The sequence below is a fragment of the Paracoccus isoporae genome, assembly GCF_900101865.1.
Lineage (GTDB): Bacteria > Pseudomonadota > Alphaproteobacteria > Rhodobacterales > Rhodobacteraceae > Paracoccus > Paracoccus isoporae.
Window position 1 is genome coordinate 104,599 of the sequence record NZ_FNAH01000006.1, and the last position, 20,699, is coordinate 125,297.

20 protein-coding genes are annotated in these 20,699 nt (G+C 65.7%); 14 read left to right on the plus strand and 6 right to left on the minus strand.

The genetic code is table 11. From position 1 onward, the window contains the following. Nucleotides 1-10 precede the first annotated feature (10 nt). From BLT73_RS10850 to BLT73_RS10875, 6 genes are all read left to right on the plus strand, one after another. Entirely contained in the window at nucleotides 11-646 is a 636-nt protein-coding gene (locus BLT73_RS10850; protein ID WP_090523777.1) for a 5'-methylthioadenosine/S-adenosylhomocysteine nucleosidase, read from the plus strand. Between the two features lie 57 nt (nucleotides 647-703). Further along, entirely contained in the window at nucleotides 704-2,536 is a 1,833-nt protein-coding gene (locus BLT73_RS10855) for an ABC transporter transmembrane domain-containing protein (protein WP_090523779.1), read from the plus strand. A 124-nt stretch (nucleotides 2,537-2,660) separates the two neighbouring features. Further along, nucleotides 2,661-3,806, plus strand: a complete 1,146-nt coding sequence (locus BLT73_RS10860; protein WP_090523780.1) for a phosphoserine transaminase — start codon at nucleotides 2,661-2,663, stop codon at nucleotides 3,804-3,806. A 100-nt stretch (nucleotides 3,807-3,906) separates the two neighbouring features. Next, the gene (serA, locus tag BLT73_RS10865; RefSeq protein WP_090523782.1) at nucleotides 3,907-5,496 is read left to right on the plus strand and encodes a phosphoglycerate dehydrogenase; all 1,590 of its coding nucleotides are present in this window, start codon (nucleotides 3,907-3,909) and stop codon (nucleotides 5,494-5,496) included. Between the two features lie 56 nt (nucleotides 5,497-5,552). After that, the gene (locus BLT73_RS10870; protein WP_245727254.1) at nucleotides 5,553-6,326 is read left to right on the plus strand and encodes a metallophosphoesterase family protein; all 774 of its coding nucleotides are present in this window, start codon (nucleotides 5,553-5,555) and stop codon (nucleotides 6,324-6,326) included. Between the two features lie 92 nt (nucleotides 6,327-6,418). Continuing rightward, nucleotides 6,419-6,892, plus strand: coding sequence for a CreA family protein (locus tag BLT73_RS10875; protein WP_090523783.1), 474 nt, complete (start codon nucleotides 6,419-6,421; stop codon nucleotides 6,890-6,892). On the opposite strand, the gene BLT73_RS10880 is transcribed toward BLT73_RS10875, so the two are convergent. Beyond that, nucleotides 6,867-7,574, minus strand: coding sequence for a sugar transferase (locus tag BLT73_RS10880; RefSeq protein WP_425438821.1), 708 nt, complete (start codon nucleotides 7,572-7,574; stop codon nucleotides 6,867-6,869). The genes BLT73_RS10875 and BLT73_RS10880 overlap by 26 nt on opposite strands. 221 nt (nucleotides 7,575-7,795) lie before the next feature. Between BLT73_RS10880 and BLT73_RS10885 the strand changes: the two genes are divergently transcribed. The 4 genes from BLT73_RS10885 to rimI all read left to right on the plus strand — a co-directional run bounded on the left by BLT73_RS10885 (nucleotide 7,796) and on the right by rimI (nucleotide 9,881). Continuing rightward, nucleotides 7,796-8,251, plus strand: coding sequence for a universal stress protein (locus tag BLT73_RS10885; protein WP_090523785.1), 456 nt, complete (start codon nucleotides 7,796-7,798; stop codon nucleotides 8,249-8,251). 85 nt (nucleotides 8,252-8,336) lie between these two features. Next, nucleotides 8,337-8,894: a NifU family protein gene (locus tag BLT73_RS10890; protein ID WP_090523786.1), complete on the plus strand. Its 558-nt coding sequence runs from the start codon at nucleotides 8,337-8,339 to the stop codon at nucleotides 8,892-8,894. Next, a complete protein-coding gene (gene tsaB / locus BLT73_RS10895; RefSeq protein ID WP_090523788.1) occupies nucleotides 8,887-9,477 on the plus strand; it encodes a tRNA (adenosine(37)-N6)-threonylcarbamoyltransferase complex dimerization subunit type 1 TsaB in 591 nt (196 codons plus the stop codon). The genes BLT73_RS10890 and tsaB overlap by 8 nt, the downstream gene beginning before the upstream one ends. Before the next feature lie 11 nt (nucleotides 9,478-9,488). Beyond that, nucleotides 9,489-9,881, plus strand: coding sequence for a ribosomal protein S18-alanine N-acetyltransferase (rimI, locus tag BLT73_RS10900; RefSeq protein ID WP_245727256.1), 393 nt, complete (start codon nucleotides 9,489-9,491; stop codon nucleotides 9,879-9,881). A gap of 50 nt (nucleotides 9,882-9,931) precedes the next feature. Here rimI and secA read toward each other — a convergent pair whose 3' ends face one another. After that, complete coding sequence (secA, locus tag BLT73_RS10905) at nucleotides 9,932-12,637, minus strand: preprotein translocase subunit SecA (RefSeq protein ID WP_090523791.1); 2,706 nt, start codon at nucleotides 12,635-12,637, stop codon at nucleotides 9,932-9,934. A gap of 202 nt (nucleotides 12,638-12,839) precedes the next feature. On the opposite strand from secA, the gene BLT73_RS10910 reads away from it, so the two are divergent. The 4 genes from BLT73_RS10910 (at nucleotide 12,840) to BLT73_RS17785 (ending at nucleotide 15,866) form a co-directional block, all read left to right on the plus strand. Beyond that, nucleotides 12,840-13,676, plus strand: a complete 837-nt coding sequence (locus tag BLT73_RS10910) for a peptidylprolyl isomerase (RefSeq protein WP_090523793.1) — start codon at nucleotides 12,840-12,842, stop codon at nucleotides 13,674-13,676. 197 nt (nucleotides 13,677-13,873) lie between these two features. Next, nucleotides 13,874-15,160 carry a bifunctional glutamate N-acetyltransferase/amino-acid acetyltransferase ArgJ gene (gene argJ, locus BLT73_RS10915; protein ID WP_245727280.1) on the plus strand — a complete coding sequence of 429 codons (1,287 nt, stop codon included), beginning with the start codon at nucleotides 13,874-13,876 and terminating at the stop codon, nucleotides 15,158-15,160. A 64-nt stretch (nucleotides 15,161-15,224) separates the two neighbouring features. Continuing rightward, entirely contained in the window at nucleotides 15,225-15,623 is a 399-nt protein-coding gene (locus BLT73_RS10920) for a (deoxy)nucleoside triphosphate pyrophosphohydrolase (protein WP_090523795.1), read from the plus strand. A gap of 114 nt (nucleotides 15,624-15,737) precedes the next feature. Next, nucleotides 15,738-15,866: a hypothetical protein gene (locus BLT73_RS17785; RefSeq protein ID WP_090523971.1), complete on the plus strand. Its 129-nt coding sequence runs from the start codon at nucleotides 15,738-15,740 to the stop codon at nucleotides 15,864-15,866. Nucleotides 15,867-16,136: 270 nt separating this feature from the next. Here BLT73_RS17785 and BLT73_RS10930 read toward each other — a convergent pair whose 3' ends face one another. The 4 genes from BLT73_RS10930 to BLT73_RS10945 are packed head-to-tail and all read right to left on the minus strand — an operon-like array spanning nucleotide 16,137 to nucleotide 20,697. After that, a complete protein-coding gene (locus BLT73_RS10930; RefSeq protein WP_090523797.1) occupies nucleotides 16,137-17,357 on the minus strand; it encodes a phenylacetate--CoA ligase family protein in 1,221 nt (406 codons plus the stop codon). Between the two features lie 50 nt (nucleotides 17,358-17,407). Continuing rightward, complete coding sequence (locus BLT73_RS10935; protein ID WP_090523798.1) at nucleotides 17,408-18,229, minus strand: ABC transporter ATP-binding protein; 822 nt, start codon at nucleotides 18,227-18,229, stop codon at nucleotides 17,408-17,410. Nucleotides 18,230-18,288: 59 nt separating this feature from the next. Continuing rightward, nucleotides 18,289-19,569 (minus strand): ABC transporter substrate-binding protein, encoded by a 1,281-nt coding sequence (locus tag BLT73_RS10940; protein ID WP_090523800.1) that lies wholly within the window; start codon nucleotides 19,567-19,569, stop codon nucleotides 18,289-18,291. A 51-nt stretch (nucleotides 19,570-19,620) separates the two neighbouring features. Next, nucleotides 19,621-20,697 (minus strand): branched-chain amino acid ABC transporter permease, encoded by a 1,077-nt coding sequence (locus BLT73_RS10945; RefSeq protein WP_090523801.1) that lies wholly within the window; start codon nucleotides 20,695-20,697, stop codon nucleotides 19,621-19,623. Nucleotides 20,698-20,699: the final 2 nt, after the last annotated feature.

The following is a 20,699-nucleotide window of genomic DNA, read 5'->3' on the forward strand; positions in this document are numbered from 1 at the left end:
CGTGACGCCGATGCCCGATCCCGTCCTGTTCGGCGGCACCCCGGTGCTGTTCGTTATGGCCGCACCGGCGGAATACGGCCCGGCGCTCAAGGCCCGGTTCACCCCGCTGATGACCGGCATCGGCCCGATCGAGGCGGCGGTGGAGATGGGCATCGCGCTCAGCCGGTTGCAGGCGGCGGAACGGATGCCGCGCCTTGTCGTCTCGCTGGGCTCTGCCGGGTCCGCGAAGCTGGAACAGGGCGCGATCTATCAGGCCGGATCGGTGAGCTGGCGCGACATGGACGCCTCGGCGCTCGGCTTCGAGAAGGGCACGACCCCGCTTCTGGACCTGCCCGCGACCCTGCCTCTGCCGCTGCGCATTCCGGGCATCCCGACAGCCAGCCTGTCCACCGGCGCCAATGTCGTCTCCGGCGCGGCCTATGACGCCATCCCCGAGGAGATGGTGGATATGGAAAGCTTCGCGGTGCTGCGCGCCTGTCAGAAATTCGATCTGCCGCTGATCGTGCTGCGCGGGATCTCGGACGGGGCGGAGGAGCTGTCGCATCTGGAGGACTGGACGCGCTATCTGCATGTGGTGGATGCGGGTCTGGCAGAGGCGGTGGACGCGATGCGCGACGCTTTGTCATCCGGGGCCATCCGGGTTTGACGGTTGCCGCAGCGCGGGGCTGCGCCTAAACCGGGGCGAGCAATCCGAAAGGCACGCATGGCCCGCGCACCGCAAGCCCAGACCGACCGCCCCGCCAGCCGCCAGATCGGCGCGCTGTCTGCGCTGTGGCCCTTTATCCGCCCCTACCGGGCGATGGCCCTCGCGGCCCTTCTGGCGCTGACGCTGACGGCCGCAATCAGCCTGATCCTGCCGCTCGCCGTGCGCCGCGTCGTGGACGGGTTCGACGTAGGTTCCGCCCTGATGGATGAATATTTCGTCGCGTCGCTGCTGATCGTGGCGGCACTCGCCGCCGGGACCGGGTTGCGCTATTACCTGGTGACACGGCTGGGCGAACGTGTTGTCACCGATATCCGCAAGGCGGTGTTCGACCGGGTCATCGGCCTGTCACCGGCGTTTTTCGAGCGTGTCATCACCGGAGAGATCCTGAGCCGCATCACCACCGACACCACCGTGATCCAGTCGGTCGTGGGCTCCTCGGTTTCGGTGGCCTTGCGCAACATGCTGCTGATGATCGGCGGGCTGGTCATGTTGTTTCTGACCTCGGCCAAGCTGACCGGGCTGGTGTTGCTGCTGGTGCCGGTGATCCTGGTTCCGATCATCGGGCTGGGCCGGCGTCTGCGCGTGCTGGCACGGCAGAACCAGGACTGGATCGCCGCCTCCTCGGGCACCGCCTCGGAATCGCTGCTGGCGGCGCAGACCGTGCAGGCTTTCACGCATGAGACGGCCACCCGCGCCGAGTTCGGCCGCATCACCGAGGAAAGCTTCCGCTCCGCCCGCCAGCGGATCCTGACCCGGGCGATGCTGACCGTGATCGTCATCTTCCTGATCCTTGCCGGGGTGATTGGTGTGCTGTGGATCGGGGCGCGCGACGTGGATGCCGGGCTGATGAGCGTGGGCGAGCTGGTCCAGTTCGTCATCTACGCCGTGCTCGTGGCCGGCAGTGTCGGGGCCTTGTCCGAGATCTGGGGCGAGTTGCAGCGCGCCGCCGGGGCGACCGAACGGCTGGCTGAGTTGCTGGCGGCGCAGGATGCGATCAGCGACCCCGCCGATCCGGTGCCGCTGCCCCGGCCGGTGCACGGCGAGATCCGGCTGCATGACGTGACATTTGCCTATCCGTCGCGCCCGGAACGGGCATCTCTCAGCGGCGTCGATCTGGCCATCCGCCCCGGCGAGACGGTCGCGCTTGTCGGCCCGTCCGGGGCCGGCAAGACCACGGTGATCCAGCTCATCCAGCGGTTCTGGGATCCGGCATCCGGCAAGGTCACGCTGGACGGCATCGATCTGCGTGACATGGCCCGCGCCGATTTCCGCGCCGCCCTCGCGCTCGTCCCGCAGGACCCAGTGATCTTCGCCACCTCCGCGCGCGAAAATATCCGCTTCGGCCGCCCGGAGGCGAGCGATGAGGAGGTCGAGGCCGCGGCCCGCGCCGCGAATGCGCATGCGTTCCTGACCGCGCTGCCCGAAGGCTACGATTCGCAAGTGGGTGAGCGCGGCGTGATGCTGTCGGGCGGCCAGCGGCAGCGCATCGCCATCGCCCGCGCCATCCTGCGCGATGCGCCGGTGCTGCTTCTGGACGAGGCCACATCGGCGCTCGACGCGGAATCGGAATATCTCGTGCAGCAGGCGGTGGATGCGTTGTCCAAGGGCCGGACCACGATCATCGTCGCGCATCGGCTCGCCACGGTGAAGAAGGCCGACCGGATCGTGGTGCTGGAAGATGGCCGGATCGTCGCGCAGGGCCGCCATGCCGAGCTGGTGGCGCAGGGGGGGCTGTATGCACGGCTGGCGCGGCTGCAATTCACCGAAGGCGGCGAGGATCCGAGCCTGACCGACCCGGCATCGCCACAGGCAATCCGCGCAGAAGCCTGAGCGGTCCGCGCGGCCATTGCCGCCAACCCGAAGAAACTGCTTGCAGGAATCCGCGAAGATCGTCTATGCCCCGCCTTGGGACACCCCTCCCCAACGAGGGGCTTTTGCCTGGAAGGGTAACATCATGGCGAATACGCAACCGGCTGCGCGACCGGTCAATCCGCGCTTTTCCTCTGGCCCCTGTGCCAAGATCCCCGATTACAATCTGGATATGCTCGCCGACGCGCCGCTCGGCCGCTCACACCGTGCCGCAATCGGCAAGGCCAAGCTCGCGCAGGCGATCGAGACCACGCGCGAAGTGCTCGGCGTGCCGACAGATTACCGCATCGGCATCGTGCCCGCCTCGGATACCGGCGCGGTCGAGATGGCGATGTGGTCCCTGTTGGGTGAGCGCCCGGTCGAGATGCTGGCCTGGGAAAGCTTCGGCGCCGGCTGGGTGACCGATGTCGTCAAGCAGCTCAAGCTCGACGCCAAGGTGCAGACCGCTGATTACGGGCAGATCGTCGATTTCGGATCGGTCGATTTCGACCGCGACGTGGTGTTCACCTGGAACGGCACCACCTCGGGTGTGCGGCTGCCCGATGGCGATGCGATCCCGGCGGATCGGGCCGGGCTGACCATCTGCGATGCGACTTCCGCCGCGTTTGCAATGGAGCTGCCCTTCGACAAGCTGGATGTGGTCACCTTCTCCTGGCAGAAAGTGCTGGGCGGCGAGGGCGGGCACGGGGTGCTGATCCTCAGCCCGCGCGCGGTCGAACGGCTGGAAAATTACACCCCCGCCTGGCCTTTGCCCAAGATCTTCCGCCTGACCAAGGGCGGCAAGCTGATCGAAGGCATCTTCCGCGGTGAGACGATCAACACGCCCTCCATGCTCTGCGTCGAGGATTATCTGGTCGCGCTTGACTGGGCGAAATCGGTGGGCGGGCGTCAGGGCCTGATCGACCGCGCGACAGCCAATGCGCAGGCGGTGTGGGATTTCTGCGAAACCCGCGACTGGATCGCCAATCTGGCAGAAGATCCGGCAACGGCCTCGACCACCTCCGTCTGCCTGAAATTCACCGATGACCGGATCAAGGACGGTGCCGCCTTCGCCAAAGCCGTAGCGAAACGGCTGGAGAAGGAAGGCGTGGGACTCGATATGGGCGCCTATCGCGATGCCCCGCCCGGCCTGCGGATCTGGTGCGGCTCGACTGTGGAGACCGCCGATGTGCAGGCGCTTCTGCCCTGGATCGAATGGGCCTTCCACGAAGAGATCGCCGCACAAGGCTGAGTGATCGGCGCGGGGGCGCCGCCCCCGCAGCCCCGGAATATTCAAATCAGGATGAAACGCGCTGAGGCCGCGCGCCCGCGCATTCGCAAAGGAGCATCACATGCCCAAGGTTCTCGTCTCCGACAAGCTGTCGGAAACCGCCGTCCAGATCTTTCGCGACCGCGGGATCGAGGTCGATTTCATGCCCGATCTGGGCAAGGACAAGGAAAAACTGGCCGGGTTGATCGGCCAGTATGACGGTCTCGCCATCCGCTCGGCCACGAAAGTGACCGAGAAGCTGCTGGAGAGCGCCGATAATCTGAAGGTGATCGGCCGGGCCGGGATCGGTGTCGACAATGTCGATATTCCGGCCGCGTCCAAGAAAGGCGTGATCGTGATGAACACGCCCTTCGGCAACTCCGTCACCACGGCGGAGCACGCCATCGCGCTGATGTTCGCCGTGGCCCGGCAACTGCCCGAAGCCAGCACCTCGACCCATGCCGGGAAATGGGAAAAGAACCGCTTCATGGGGGTGGAGCTGTTCAACAAGACGCTCGGCCTTATCGGGGCGGGCAATATCGGCTCCATCGTGGCGGACCGCGCGCTCGGTCTGAAGATGAAGGTACTGGCCTATGACCCTTTCCTGTCCGAGGAGCGCGCGCAGCAATTGGGCGTGAAGAAGGTCGAGTTGGACGATCTGCTCGGCCGGGCGGATTTCATCACCATGCACGTTCCGCTGACCGACAAGACCCGCAACATCCTGTCGCGCGAGAATATTGCCAAGACGAAGAAAGGCGTGCGCATCGTCAACGCCGCACGCGGCGGGCTGATCGACGAGGAGGCATTGGCCGAGGCGCTGCAATCGGGCCATGTCGCGGGCGCGGCGCTGGATGTGTTCGCGACCGAGCCGGCCACCGACAGCCCGCTCTTCAACCTGCCGAATGTGGTGGTCACGCCCCATCTGGGCGCATCCACCACCGAAGCGCAGGAGAATGTGGCGCTACAGGTGGCCGAGCAGATGTCGGATTACCTGCTGACCGGCGCCGTCTCCAACGCGCTGAACATGCCCTCCGTCACCGCGGAGGAGGCCAAGATCATGGGCCCGTGGATCAAGCTGGCCGGGCATCTGGGTGGCTTCATCGGCCAGATGACGGATGAGCCGATCAAGTCGATCAACGTCACCTATGACGGCGTCGTCTCCGAGATGAATCTGAACGCGCTGAACGCCTCGGTCATCGCAGGGGTGATGAAAGTGTCGAACCCCGAGGTGAACATGGTCTCCGCCCCGGCCATCGCCAAGGATCGCGGCATCCAGCTCGCCACCACGCGGCAGGAAGCGGCCGGGGTCTATGACGGCTATATCAAGGTGACGGTCATCACCGATCAGCGCGAACGCTCCATCGCCGGCACCGTGTTCAGCGACGGCAAGCCGCGCTTCATCCAGATCCGCGGCATCAATGTCGATGCCGAGATCGGGGCGCATATGCTCTATACGCGCAACAAGGACGTGCCCGGCGTCATCGGTGCACTTGGCAGCACTTTGGGCGAGCTGGGCGTGAACATCGCCAATTTCCAGCTTGGCCGCACCAGCTCGGGCGAGGATGCGATTGCCATTCTGTATCTGGACGAACCCATGTCGGACGAGGCGCTCGCGGCCCTCGACAAGACCGGCAAGTTCCTGCAGGCACGCGCCTTGCAATTCGAGGTCTGAGGCGTCAGCCTGCGGCCAGGATCGGGCCCGGCGGTGGATCCGCCGGGCCTTTTTTCATGGTGGTGGCGATGGTGAATGACGACGGACAGCCGCTCTATGCGCTCGGCGATGTGCACGGCCAGCTTGACCTGTTGAAACAGGCCCATGCCCGCGCGGAGCGCGACGGCGGGGAACAGGCACGGATCGTTCATCTGGGCGACCTGATCGATCGCGGCCCGGATTCACGTGGCGTCATCGACTACCTGATGAATGGTCAGGCGCAGGGGCGGGACTGGCCCGTCGTCAAGGGCAACCATGACGAAAAGCTGCCGCGCTTCCTGGAAAACCCTCGCTGGATCGATCCCGGCCCGTCGCGCCCGCAACTGTGGACCGAAGACCTGAAGAATGGCGCAGAGGCGACCTTCGCCTCCTACGGTATTCCGGATTCCGGAAATCTGCCGCTCGATGAGCTGCACGAAAAGGCGATTGCCGCCATTCCTGCCGAACATGCGGCTTGGCTGGACGCGCTGCCGCTCTATCTCAAAGAAGGCGGCGATCTTCTGTTCGTCCATGCCGGCATCAGGCCGGGCATTCCGCTGGAGGATCAGTCGCCCACCGATCTGATGTGGATCCGGCGGCCTTTCCACGACTCCTCGGCCGATCACGGGATGCTGGTGGTGCATGGCCACACGCCGGTCGATCAGGTGACGCATTACGGCAACCGTCTGAACCTCGACACCGGCGCGGCCTATGGCGGCCCGGTCTCCGTGGTCCGGTTCGATGCGGACGAGGTCTGGCTGCTGACCGATGGCGATCCCATCCCGGTGCAGCCCCGCCCGGCGCAGGGCTGAACACCTGTCCCGCTCGCGCAACGATCAACCCGCATCCGGCGTTGGATCACTGAACACCCGACCGCCGCAGAACAGATGACCCGGAGCCCCTGATGAAGACACTCGCTTTCGCCGCCGCCCTGCTCGCAGCCCCCGCCACCGCCGAGGAAGTCGCCCAGATCGGCGTCGACTGGGTCGGCAATGACATCGTGATCGAGGCCATCCACGATCCCGAAGTGCAGGGCGTGACCTGCCATCTCGCCTATTTCTCGCGCTCGGTCATCGACCGTCTCAGCCAGGGCAACTGGTTCGAGGATCCGTCGAACAGTGCCATCGAGTGCAGCCAGACCGGACCGATCACATTGGGCGACATCTCCGGCAGCGATGGTGAGGACGTGTTCTCCGAAGGCCGCTCGCTGGTGTTCAAGTCGCTGCGCGTCAAGCGGATCTATGACGAAGAGAACCAGGTGCTGATCTATCTCGCCCATGCCAATGAGCTGAGCGAGGGGTCCGCCAAGATGTCGATCTCGACGGTGCCAATCCGGCAGGATGCAGGATCAGCTAGCGCGCGCGCTGCTGGCCAGTGACGGCGGCGCTGCGCCGCTTGCGCGGCTTGTCATAGCCGGGGATCAGGGCCAGCACGGTCTTCCACATGATCCAGAGATCCAGCGACAGCGACGAGGTGCGCCGATAGACCAGCTCGATCCGCAGCTTGGTGGGCAGGCAGCGCGCGTAATAGGCGCGGTCGGTCTCCTCCGCCGTCCGGCAGGAGGCCATGATCTTGTCCTCATGCCGGTGATAGATCAGCGTGGCCAGCCCGGTCACGCCGGGCCGGGTCTTCAGCACGGCGGCGTAGAGCGCCGGGAAGCGTTCGACATATTCCGGCAAGGGCGGGCGCGGGCCGACAAAGCTCATGTCACCGCGGATGATGTTCAGAAGCTGGGGCAGCTCGTCCATCCGGGTGCGGCGCAGCATCCGGCCCAGCGGGGTGATCCGCCAATGCTTATGCGCGCCGGTGGCCCCGCCATCCTCGTCCACGCGGACCATGGTGCGGAACTTGTATTGCAGGAAAGGCCGGCCCGGTGCCCGCATCCGCCTGCCGCGATAGATCAGCGGACGGCCCTGGGTGATCAGCAGCAGCGCCGCGACGGCCAGCATCGGCCCGATCAGCACCATCAGCAGGGCGAGCGCGAGAACAATGTCCACCAGACGTTTGCCGAAACGGGCATAGACGCCGTGATCCGCAACTGCGGATTCCGGAATCCACAGCTCCGCCTCAGGCAGCGCGGTGCGGCGCTTGACCGAATCCCAGTTCTGGTAGAGCGTCAAAAGCAGGTCCCCACTTACACACAGATTTGCGTGTTATCTCCTATTAACATACTGCTGAAATGACAGAAACCCGCCATGCAGGCAACCGGGCCAACTGTTGCCGGCATGACGCAAATGCGGCAAATTGCAGACAATTTCCTGCCGAATTCGAGGGGTTGAGCATGCGGAAGTTTTTGGTGGTTCTGGACGAATCACCCGAAAGCCAGAACGCCATCCGCTTTGCGGCGATGCGGGCGTCGCGCACATCGGGCGGTGTCGTGGTGCTGGCCATCATCGGGCCGGATGCCATCCAGCACGGCATCGGCGTGGCCGATCTGATGCGGCAGGAGGCCGAGGACCGGATCACGTCCCAATACCAGATCTTCGCCCGCTGGATGCGTGAAAGCCAAGGCGTCGAGCCGGAATTGGTGATCCGCGAGGGCGATCCAACCACCGAGCTTCTGGCCCAGCTGAACAGCGACCGCGAGATCGGCGTGCTGATCCTGGGCGCCGGGTCGGGCAAGGACGGGCCGGGGCCGATCCTGAGCCGTCTGCTGCGCGACCTGTCCGGCCTGCCCTGCCCGATCACCCTGGTCCCCGGCGACATCTCTCGCGAGCGGCTGGAGGCAATCTCGTAGACCCGGCCGCGGCCCGTGCCGCACCCGGCCCCGGCTTGACCAAACCCCGATGAGCGACCATATCCATCCCCAAAGGAGCGCCGCCATGTTCATCCAGACCGAGACCACGCCCAACCCCGCCACGCTGAAATTCCTGCCCGGCCAGCCGGTGCTGGACGCGGGCACCGCGGATTTCACCACGCAAGACGCCGCCGCGGCCTCGCCGCTTGCAGCGCGGATCTTCGCCGTCAACGGCGTGACCGGCGTGTTCCTGGGCACGGATTTCGTGACCGTGACGAAGTCGGACGAGATCCAGTGGGATCACATCAAGCCCGCGCTTCTCGGCGCGATCATGGAGCATTACCAGTCCGGCGCGCCGGTGATGGAATCCTCGGCTGCAAAGGTCGATCACGCCGAGCATGACGGCGAGGACGGCGCGATCGTCACCCAGATCAAGGATCTGCTGGACACCCGCGTCCGCCCGGCCGTGGCGCAGGATGGTGGTGACATCACCTTTCACGGCTTCGACAAGGGCGTCGTCTACCTGCATATGCAGGGCGCCTGCGCCGGTTGCCCGTCCTCGACCATGACCCTGAAAATGGGGATCGAGAACCTGCTGCGCCACTACATCCCCGAAGTGACCGAGGTGCGCCCGATTGCCTGACGCGCTGACGCTGGGGTTCGACACATCGGCCGCGCATTGCGCGGCCGCTTTGCTGTCCGGCGACCGGCTGATCGCCGCGCAGCAGGAGGAGATGGCGAAGGGTCAGGCCGAACGGCTGATGCCGTTGATCGAAGAGTTGCTGGACCGGGCCGGTTGCGGCTGGCGCGACCTGTCGCTGATCGGCGTCGGCACCGGGCCGGGGAACTTCACGGGCATCCGGATCTCGGTCTCGGCTGCGCGCGGGCTGGCCCTGTCGCTGGCGATCCCGGCCATCGGTGTCGGCGCGGCCGAGGCCCTGGCCCACGGTCTGGCGCGCCCCTGCCGGATCGTCATTCCCGGCCGCCGCGACCTTGTGATCTGGCAGGATTTCGACGCCAGCCGCCCCACCACCCCGCAGCAATCCCCGCAAGACGCCCTGCCCCCCGGCCCGCCCGTGGCCGCGCCGATATTTCCCATCGCGGAGGGGATCGCCCGGCTGGCCCGCGCCCGCGCCGGCACCGAACAGCCGCGCCCGGCCCCGATCTATCTGCGCCCCGCCGATGCCGCCCCGACCCGCGAGCGCGGCCCCGTCATCCTGCCATGACGCCGCAGGACATGGCGGCGATCCACGCCGCCAGCTTCTCCCGCCCCCGCCCGTGGCGCGCGGACGAGTTTGCCGACCTGCTGAGCGATCCGGCGGTGTTCCTGATCGCGGCTGGCAAGGGGTTCATAATCGGCCGCTGCATTCTCGACGAGGCGGAGTTGCTGACCCTCGCCGTAGCGCCGGAGGGGAGACGACAGGGAAGCGGTCGGCACCTGGTCGCGCTGTTTCAGGCCGAAGCCACGCGGCGCGGTGCGGCGACGGCATTTCTGGAGGTGGCGGCAGATAACGGCGCGGCCCGCGCGCTCTACGCGTCTGCCGGATGGGCCGAAGCAGGCCGTCGACGCGACTATTACGGCAGCGGGACCGACGCCATCGTCATGCGCCTGACCCTGTCACCTAGCTGATCCGTCACCCGCAGGTCGCGCGGCTTTGGAAAGCCGCGCCGCTCACCGCCTCAGGCCAGCCGGCCGTGGCAATGCTTGAATTTGGACCCCGAGCCGCAGGGACACGGGTCGTTGCGCGACGGGTTGCCCCAGCTTGCCGGATCATTCTCGTCGAAGCCCGGCGCCTCGGCCGAGGCTTCGCCGCCCGCCGCGCCCTCGTGCTCCGGCGTCATCTGGCTCTGCTGCGCCTGCTGCTGATCCTGGTATTGCCGCATCATCTGCTCGCGCTCCTGATCGGTCAGCGGGCGGATGCGCGAAAGCTGCTGGGTCACGTCCGAGCGCAGGCTGTCCAGCAACCCCTCGAACAGCTGGAAGCTCTCGGTCTTGTATTCGGACAAGGGGTCACGCTGCGCATAGCCGCGGAACCCCACGACAGAGCGCAGATGCTCCAGCGTCAGCAGATGGTCGCGCCATTTCTGGTCGATGGATTGCAGCAGGATCTGCTTTTCGACCTGGCGCATCGTCTCGGCGCCGAAGCCCGACTCCTTCTCGGCCATGTAGCCATCCGTGGCCTCGATCAGCCGGTCGCGCATCGCCGCCTGATCCACGCCATCTTCCGCCGCCCAGTCCTCCAGCGGCAGGTTCATGTTCAGCGTCTCGACCACCGCCTTGTGCAGCCCGGCCGTGTCCCATTGCTCGGCATAGGCGCGCGGCGGCAGATACTGGTCGATCAGGTCATGAATCACCTGATGGCGCATATCGGCGGCGATCTCGCCCACCTCTTCGCTGTCCATGATCTCGCGGCGCTGGCTGAAGATCGCCTTGCGCTGATCGTTCATCACGTCGTCGAATTTCAGAAGCTGCTTGCGGATGTCGAAGTTCCGCCCTTCGACCTTGCCCTGTGCGCGTTCCAGCGACTTGTTCACCCAAGGATGAACGATCGCCTCGCCTTCCTTCATGCCCAGCTTGGACAGCACCGAATCCAGCCGCTCCGAGCCGAAGATCCGCATCAGATCGTCTTCCAGCGACAGGAAGAACAGCGACCGGCCCGGATCGCCCTGACGGCCCGAGCGGCCGCGAAGCTGGTTGTCGATGCGCCGGGATTCGTGGCGTTCGGTCGCCAGAACGAACAGCCCGCCCGCGCCGATCACCTTGTCCTTGTCGGTGGCGTGCTCGGCCTCGATCTTCGCGCGCAGATCGTCGGGGTTGGCCTCGGGATCGGCGGCGAGCGCCTGCATCACCTTCATCTCGACATTGCCGCCAAGCTGGATATCGGTGCCGCGCCCGGCCATGTTGGTGGCGATGGTCACCGCGCCGGGCTTGCCGGCCTCGGCCACGATATAGGCCTCCTGCTCGTGCTGGCGGGCGTTCAGCACATTATGCTTGATCCCGGCCTTGTCGAGCATCTGCGACAGCATCTCGGATTTCTCGATGCTGGTGGTGCCGACAAGGATCGGCTGGCCCTTCTCATGCGCCTCGCGGATCGCCTCGATCACGGCGGCGTATTTCTCGTTGCCGGTGCGATAGACGCGGTCATGCTCATCGACCCGCGCGATGGGCCGGTTGGTCGGCACCTCGACCACGCCCAGCTTGTAGATATCGGCAAATTCCTCGGCCTCGGTCGCGGCCGTGCCGGTCATGCCCGACAGCTTGTCATAGAGCCGGAAATAATTCTGGAACGTCACCGACGCCAGCGTGACGTTCTCCGGCTGGATCGCCACGCCCTCCTTGGCCTCGATCGCCTGGTGCAGACCGTCCGACAGGCGGCGGCCCTTCATCATCCGGCCGGTGAATTCGTCGATCAGCACCACCTCGTCATTCTGGACGATATAGTTCTGATCCCGCTGGAACAGCTTATGCGCGCGCAGCGCCTGGTTGGCGTGATGCACGATGGTGGTGGATTCGGGATCGTACAGCGTCTGCCCTTCCGGCAGCACCCCGGCCTCGGCCAGCAGGGCCTCCAGCTTCTCGTTGCCCTCTTCGGTGAAGGTGGCGTTGCGGGTCTTCTCGTCCAGCTTGAAATCCTCCTCGGCAAGCTGGGGGACGAACTGGTTCAGCGTCTTGTAAAGCTCGCTGCGATCCTGCGAGGGGCCGGAGATGATCAGTGGCGTGCGCGCCTCGTCGATCAGGATGGAGTCGACCTCATCGACGATGGCGAAGAAATGCTCGCGCTGCACCATCTGCTCGACGCTGGCCTTCATGTTGTCGCGCAGATAATCGAAGCCGAGTTCGTTATTCGTCGCATAGGTCACGTCCGACTGGTATGCGGCGCGTTTTTCCTCATCCGGCTGATAGGGATAGACGACGCCGGTGGTCATGCCGAGCTGCGCGAAGACCTTGCCCATCCATTCGGCGTCGCGCTTGGCCAGGTAGTCGTTGACGGTGACGACATGGACGCCCTTGCCCGCAAGCGCATTCAGATAGGCCGGGAAGGTCGCAACCAGCGTCTTGCCCTCGCCGGTCTTCATCTCCGCGATATTGCCCTGATGCAGGAAGATCCCGCCCATGAGCTGGGTGTCGAAGGCCCGCAGCCCGAGTGCGCGGCGCGCGGCTTCGCGGCAATTCGCAAACGCCTCGGGCAGCAGCTCGTCCAGCGTCTCGCCCTTGCCGAACCGATCCTGCAATTCGCGGGTCTTGGCAATCAACTCTTCGTCAGAGCGGGACTGGATATCGGCTTCCAGCGCATTGATCCGCGCCACCAAGGGACGCGCCGATTTCACCCTGCGGTCATTGGGCGTGCCAAAGACCTTCTTCGCAATATTGCCTAGACCCAGCATCGTCACTCCGGCCGTCTCGTTTCGGGAAGGCTGCGGGGATCGGCCCCTTGCCCGGACCGTGCGTCCTGCCGTAACAGTGCAGGGAACTAAACGACGCGGGCGCGCCTTTTCGGTTGCGCCGGATGTAGGCGCGCGTCCGTGAAGTGTCAACGCTCGGCCCCGGTCGCGGTTACGTGGCGAGGCCGGTTTTCAAGGAAGTGTCATGTTCAGACCCACCCTTTCCGCCCTCGCCCTCGTCACCGCATTCGGCACGGCGGCCGCCGCGCAGGATGCCAGCACGGTCGTTGCCACCGTGAACGGCACCGACATCACCCTTGGCCAGATGGCGGCGATGAAGCAGGCGCTGCCCCCGGAAATGGCGCAGCTTCCCGCCGAGGAGAGCTGGGAATTGCTGCTGGACGAGATGATCCGCCAGGCCGCCATCGCCGACACCGTCGCCCAGAATCTCAGCCCGCGCGACGAGGCGGTGCTGGCCAATCAGCGCCGCGACTACCTGGTCCGCTCGGCGATGGAAAGCATCGCCGATTTCGAACCGAGCGAGGACGAGATCCAGGCCGCCTATGACGCCGCCTTCCCGGCTGAGGAGCCGCAAAAGGAATACGACGCCGACCACATCCTGCTGGAGACCGAGGAGGCCGCGAACGCGGTCATCGAGGAGTTGGCGGGCGGCGCGGATTTCGCCACGCTGGCCGAGAAACGCTCCATCGACACGGCCTCCGGCACCAATGGCGGCGATCTGGGCTGGTTCACGCTGGACCGCATGGTTCCGGAATTCAGCGACGCCGTGGCCGCGATGGAGGAAGGTGCGACCTCGGACGCGCCGGTGCAGTCGCAATTCGGCTATCACGTCATCAAGCTGAACGGCACGCGCGACGTGGAGGCCCCGGCGCTCGACGAGATCCGCGAGCCGCTGATCCAGCAGATCCGCCGCGAACGCGTGGCCGCGGAGATCGAGCGCATCGCCTCGGAAGCCGATGTACAAAGAACCGAAGATCTGGACCCCTCCCTGCTTGAGCAGGACATTCTCGGGATGGAATGATGGCCAAGGACGACAAGTCGGACGCGAAGAAGAAAAAGAAGTCCAAGCCGGGCAAGGCCGACAAGGCGCCGAAGCCCGGCAAGGCGGCAAAGCCGGGCAAATCCGGGACATCGGGCAAGACCCCTCAGCCTGGGCTGGGGGCCGAGACCTCGACCATGCCGGGGGCCGGAAAGAAGGCCGCGAAGCTGGCCGCCAGGATGGGCAACGCCTCGGGCAAATCAACCGAGGCGCCATCCGCCGAGGCCGCGCCCGTCTCGCCGCTGGCGCCCGAAGCCTTCCCGGATCTGCCGCCGATCGCGGGCGTCGAATTCGCCTCTGCCGCGGCCGGGTTGAAATATCGCGGCCGGACCGACGTGATGCTGGTCCGGCTGGCCAAGGGCACCGCCATCGCCGGCGCCTTCACGCGCAGCTCGACCCGCGCGGCCTGCGTGCTGGATTGCCAGGCCAAACTGTCATCCCGCCAGGATCTGACCCAGGGTGCGGCGATCATCGTGAATTCCGGCAATGCCAACGCCTTCACCGGCGCGGCCGGCCAACAGGCGGTGGATCGCGTAACCGGCGCCGTGGCCGAAACCTTTTCCATCCCGGCCAGCCGGGTCTTCTCCTCCTCGACCGGGGTGATCGGAGAGCCGCTGCCCTGGGAACGGATCACCGCCGTTCTGGGCGAGGCCCGCGCCGCGCTTGACCAAGGCGGCGCGGCCGCCGCGGCCCGCGCGATCATGACCACCGACACCTTCCCGAAAGGGGCGGCGGCCGAAATCGACGCCGATGGCGGCAAGATCCGCATCAGCGGCATCGCCAAGGGCTCGGGCATGATCGCGCCGGACATGGCGACGATGCTGGTCTATCTGTTCACCGACGCGAAGATCTCGCCCGAGAACCTGCAACGGCTGCTGTCGCGCCAGATGGACAGCACATTCAATGCGATCACCGTGGACAGCGACACCTCCACCTCCGACGCGCTGATCCTGGCGGCGACCGGGACATCGCAGGCGGCCGAAATCACCGATCTGCGCTCGAAGGAGGCGCGGGCCTTCTCCGACGCGCTGCACGGGGTGATGCTGGACCTCGCCCAGCAGGTGGTGAAGGACGGCGAGGGCGCGACGAAGTTCGTCGAGGTGCGGGTCACGGGCGCCGAAACCGCCGAAGACGCCAATAAGGTCGCGATGGCCATTGCCAACTCGCCCTTGGTCAAGACCGCCATCGCGGGCGAGGACGCGAATTGGGGCCGCGTGGTGATGGCGGTGGGCAAATCCGGCGCGACCGCGGATCGCGACCGGCTGACCATCCGCTTCGGGGACATGGTGCTGGCCGAGAACGGCTGGCGCGCGCCGGGCTATGACGAGGCGGACGCCAGCGCCTATATGAAGCGCGATCATCTCGTGCTCGGCGTCGATCTGGGGCTGGGCCGCGCGTCGCGCACGGTCTGGACCTGCGACCTGACCCACCGCTATATCGACATCAACGCCGATTACCGGTCCTGAGCGGGCGCGCGGGCCGCATCCCGGCCCGCCGCCCCGGCTCCGGGCCCGCGCGAAGGGAACAGGAATGAAGATGGTGCTGGTCGCCGCCGTGGCGCTGATCGACACGGATGGGCGCATCCTTCTGGCGCAGCGCCCCGAGGGCAAGTCGATGGCCGGGCTGTGGGAGTTTCCGGGCGGCAAGGTCGAGCCCGGCGAAAGCCCCGAGGCCGCGCTGATCCGCGAGCTGGCCGAGGAGCTGGCCATCGACACCGAGCAATCCTGCCTCGCACCCCTCAGCTTCGCCAGCCATGCCTATGCGGATTTCCACCTTCTGATGCCGCTTTTCGCCTGCCGCCGCTGGCACGGCATCCCCCGCCCGCAGGAAGGCCAGCGGCTGGCCTGGGTGCGCGCGCAGGATCTGCGCCGCTACGAGATGCCGCCCGCGGACCTGCCGCTGATTCCCATGATCCAGTCCTGGTTGTGACCAATATGCAACGAACAACGTTCAAGTTGTTCTGAACCCTGCGGTGTAGGGCAGTTTGTTAACCTTCTTTGCAGTTATTAGACGATGCTGCAGTCTCATGAGGAGGACGCCGGAATGATTCGCACCATCACGATAGGCAGCTACATCTCCGTTCAGGGCATGTTCGAACGTCAGACCGAAGCGGGCGATGTGGTTGTCCGGGTCGGTGATAAGATCTATCAGGGCAAGCCCGTCACCAAGTAATCCCTGTTCGCAGGGCCGTATCCAGATCGACTTCAGGGCGCTGCGACCATGTCGCGGCGCCTTTTCATTTGCCTCGGCGCGCATCGAGGACCCGGCAGACCGGCGAAGATGGGACATGCACCGTTCGGCGCGGTCACAGCCCCGGCGGCAGGCATCACGGGCAATCCCCAGGGTTGTGTTCCCAGCACTTCGTGCGCATGCGCGGCCCGGCTGCCGGATGGCCCGGCGGTGCGATGGCTGCGGCCCCGCCGCGCCTGCCGCGTCACGGCGTCAGTCGTATTTCCGCCGGTCCTCGATCACCAGCCCGTCATTGGGCAGGCTGCCCGGCGGCACCACCTCGATCCGCCCGCGCAGCTTCAGCGTCTCGCCGACAGAGCTGGCATATTCACCGTTCGCCTCGCGCGGGCTTTCCACCTGCACGATCATCGCATCCATGTCGCCCTCGCGCTCGGCGATGACGCGGGCGCGGGTGATCTCGGGATGGCGGGCCACGAAGGAGGCGACCTGTTCGGGGCGCACGAACATGCCCTTGATCTTGGTGGTCTGATCGGCGCGCCCCATCCAGCCCTTGATGCGCATATTGGTCCGGCCGCAGGGCGATGTGCCCGGCAGAACCGCCGACAGATCGCCGGTGGCAAAGCGCACCAGCGGGTAATCCGGGTTCAGCGTCGTGACGACCACCTCGCCCACCTCGCCATCTTCAACCGGATCGCCGGTGCCGGGGCGCACGATCTCCACGATCGCGCCCTCATCCACGATCATCCCGTCCATCGCCTCGGATTCGTAAGCGATATTGCCCAGATCGGCGGTGGCATAGCATTGCCGCGTGGTAATGCCGCGCGCCTCGTATTGCTCGCGCAGCGACGGAAACAGCGCCCCGCCCGCCACCGCGGCGCAGCGAAAGGCCAGTTTCTCGCCCTGGTCGTCGGCGCGCTCCAGGATCACCTTCAGGAAATCCGGCGTCCCGGCATATACCGTCGACCCGATATCCACCGCCGCGCGGACCTGCAATTCGGTCTGCCCGGTTCCCGCCGGCAGCACCGCCGCATCGACCGCCCGCGCGCCGGATTCGAACATCATCCCCGCCGGGGTCAGGTGATAGGCAAAGCAGTTCTGCACGATATCGCCGCGCCCCACGCCGCAGGCATGCAGGAACCGCCCCAGACGCCACCAGTCGCCATCGCGCCGGCCGGGTTCATAGATCGGGCCGGGCGACTGGAAGATATGGTCGAATTCCGAGGCCAGCCGGGTCGCAAACCCTCCGAACGGCGGATTCTTCTTCTGCGCCTCGGTCAGCTCGGCCTTGCGGATCACCGGCAGTGCGGCAAGCGACGCGCGGTCGCGGATCGCGGCCGGATCGACATCGCGCAGCATCCGCGCCAGCGCCGGGGCGGTCTTGGCCCGGCCGATCGCGGCGGGCAGCGCCTCGGCCAGCCATTCGGCCCGCGCCCCGGCATCGCGCGTCTCCAGCTCGTCGTAATATCCGCCCATCGCTTGCCCCCTTTTCGCTTCCGATCCGATGTCCCGACCCAGGCGCCGCCTCAAGCCAGCCAGCGCTTACGCCGGCGATAGCTGCGCACATCGCGGAAACTCTTTCGGCCCTCATCGGACATGCCCAGGTAGAACTCCTTCACATCCGGGTTCTCGCGCAGCTCGGCGGCGTCGCCATCCATCACCACCCGGCCATTCTCCAGGATATAGCCGTAATGGGCGAAGCGCAGCGCCACGTTGGTGTTCTGTTCGGCCAGAAGGAAGGTCACCCCCTCGCCCTCATTGACCGCCTTCACGATCTCGAAGATCTGTTCGACCAGCTGCGGCGCCAGCCCCATGGACGGCTCGTCCAGCAGGATCGTCTCGGGCCGGCTCATCAGCGCGCGCCCCATCGCCACCATCTGCTGCTCGCCGCCCGAGGTATATCCGGCCTGGCTGCGGCGGCGCTCGCGCAGCCGCGGGAAATACTCATAGACCATCTCCAGATCGCGCTTCACCGCGGCGCTGTCACTGCGCGTATAGGCGCCGGTCAGCAGGTTTTCCTCGACCGTCAGATGCTCGAAGCAATGCCGGCCCTCCATCACCTGGATCACGCCCTTCTTGACCAGGGCGGCCGGGTTCAGATCCGCCACCCGCTCGCCGCGATACAGGATCGATCCCTTCGTGACCTCGCCCCGTTCGGAGGCCAGCAGGTTGGAAATCGCCTTCAGCGTCGTGGTCTTGCCCGCACCGTTGCCGCCCAGAAGCGCGGTGATGCGGCCCTTCGGCACCGACAGGCTGACCCCCTTCAGCACGAGGATGACGTGGTTGTAGATCACCTCGATATTATTGACTTCCAGCAGGTTGTCCTGCGTCTGCGTGGCGTCCAGCATGGTCGGTCCTCATTTCCGATTGTCCCGGCGACAACGCGCCGCCGGGACGGGTTTCACGCTCAGCAATCCTTCGGCGTGATGCCGTTCTCTTCCGCGAAGGCGGTGGAGTCGGCCTCGATCAGCGGCTCCAGGATCTCACTGTCCGGCTCGGTGAAGTCGGTGATGAGGGTCCATTGCTGCGCCTCGGCGTCCCATTGCTGGATCCGCGCCTTGCCGTTGCCGCCATGGTTGGAACAGCTCAGCTCGAAGGCCGGGCCGAAATCGGGCAGGCCGATCTCGGCCAGACGCTCCTGCGTCATGTTCAGGTTCTCGAAACCCTCGCGAAGCTGCGGCGCGTCGATGGCCGAGGTTCCGGCCAGTTCCTGCGCCTTGCGGATCGCCTCGGCGATGACCACCGCCGCATACATGCCGCGGGAATAGACGGCCGAACCGATATGTTCGCCGCCCTGGCTGGCCAGCCCCGGCTCGATCACATGGGTCTGGAGATCCTCATAGATCGGGTAATCCGTCCCGACCCCGTTGAAGGTCACCGCCTTGTAGCCGTTCGAGGCCGCCCCGGCGGGCATCACGTCGATCTCCGATCCGGTCCACCAGATGCCGATGAAATTCTCCATCGGGAAACGGATATTCGCGGCTTCCTGGATGGCCACCTGGTTCATCACCCCCCAGCCCCACATCAGCACGTAATCCGGCTGGTCGCGGCGGATCTGGAGCCATTGGGATTTCTGCTCCTGCCCCGGCGCTTCGACCGGGATCTCGGTCAGCTCGAAGCCGTGCTTCTCGCCCAGCTCGGTCAGCGTGCGGATCGGCTCCTTGCCATAGGCCGAGTTGTGATAGACCAGCGCGATCTTCTTGCCGTTCAGATCGCCGCCATTTTCATCCAGCAGATATTTGATGGCGACCGAGGCCCCGTCCCAGTAATTGGCCGGCGCGTTGAACACCCATTCAAAGACCTGACCGTTCTTGGCCGAGGTGCGGCCATAGCCGGGCGTATAGAGCACCTTCTGGTCCACCGAGACCTTCGGGATGAGCTGATAGGTGATGCCGGTGGAGAGCGGGTTGAAGACCAGCGCGCCTTCCTTGGTCGATTCGTAGCATTCGACGCCTTTTTCGGTGTTATAGGCGGTCTCGCATTCCGGCACTTGGATCATCTCGCCGCCAATGCCGCCATCGCGCTCGTTCAGCAGGGTGAAGTAATCGTTGAACCCGTCGGCATATTGCGTGCCGCCCGCGCCGTAGGCACCGGTGCGATAGGACAGGTTGGGCACGATCAGATCGGCCATGGCAGGGGCCGCGGCCATCATCGTCCCGGCGGCCAGTGCTGCTAGTTTCATCTTCATGGTTGTCTCCTCCCAGAGTGTTGTGACGCCGGTTCGACCGGGTTCTGCCAGTTAATGCGGGAACGGCCAGAGCCGCAGTTTTTCCTTCACCAATTGCCACAGCCGGGCCAGTCCGTGCGGCTCGACGATCAGGAAGAAAATGATCAGCGCACCGACGATCATCAGTTCGATATGCGCCGCCAGGTCGGTGGGCCATCCCAGCACACCGACCAGCACGTTCTTCAGGAACACCGGCAGCAGCACCAGAAAGGCCGCGCCCGCGAAACTCCCGAAGATCGACCCCAGCCCGCCGATGATGACCATGAACAGGACCAGGAAACTCTTGTTGATGCCGAAGGCCTCGCCCACCTCGGCCGCGCCCAGATAGACGGCGAACAGCAGCGCGCCCGCGATGCCGACGAAGAACGAGCTGACCCCGAAGGCCGACAGCTTCGCGGTCAGCGGGTTCACCCCGATGATCTCGGCGGCGATGTCCATGTCGCGGATCGCCATCCATTTGCGCCCGATCATGCCGCGCGTCAGATTGCGCGCCACCCAGGCGGCAAAGATCACGAAGGCCAGGCAGACCAGGTATTTCGCCGCCGGGCTGGCCGCAGGCCCGGTCACCGCCCAGCCCAGCACCGTGCGCTCCGGCGCCGTGATCTGGCCCGAGGCGGAGTAGTTGTAGAACCACGGCACCTTGTTGAACAGCCAGACCAGAAAGAACTGCGCCGCCAGCGTCGCCACGGCCAGATAGAACCCCTTGATCCGCAGGCTCGGCAGGCCGAAGGCGATGCCGACCATGGCGGTGATGCCGCCGGCCAGCAGGACATGGATCAGGATCGACAGATCGGGGAAAGCCGTCATCAGCTTGTAGACCGAATAGGCCCCCACCGCCATGAACCCGCCGGTCCCGAGGCTGACCTGCCCGGCATAGCCGGTCAGGATGTTCAGCCCGATCGCGGCGATGGCATAGATCAGGAAGGGCAGCAGCACCGCGCTCGCCCAGTAATCATTGATGACGAAGGGCACCACCATCGCCGCCACGCCCAGGATGACGTAGTATCCCATCCGGTCCAGCTTGATCGGGAAGGTCTGGCCATCGTCGCGATAGCTGGTCTTGAAATTGCCCGCCTCACGGTAAAACATCA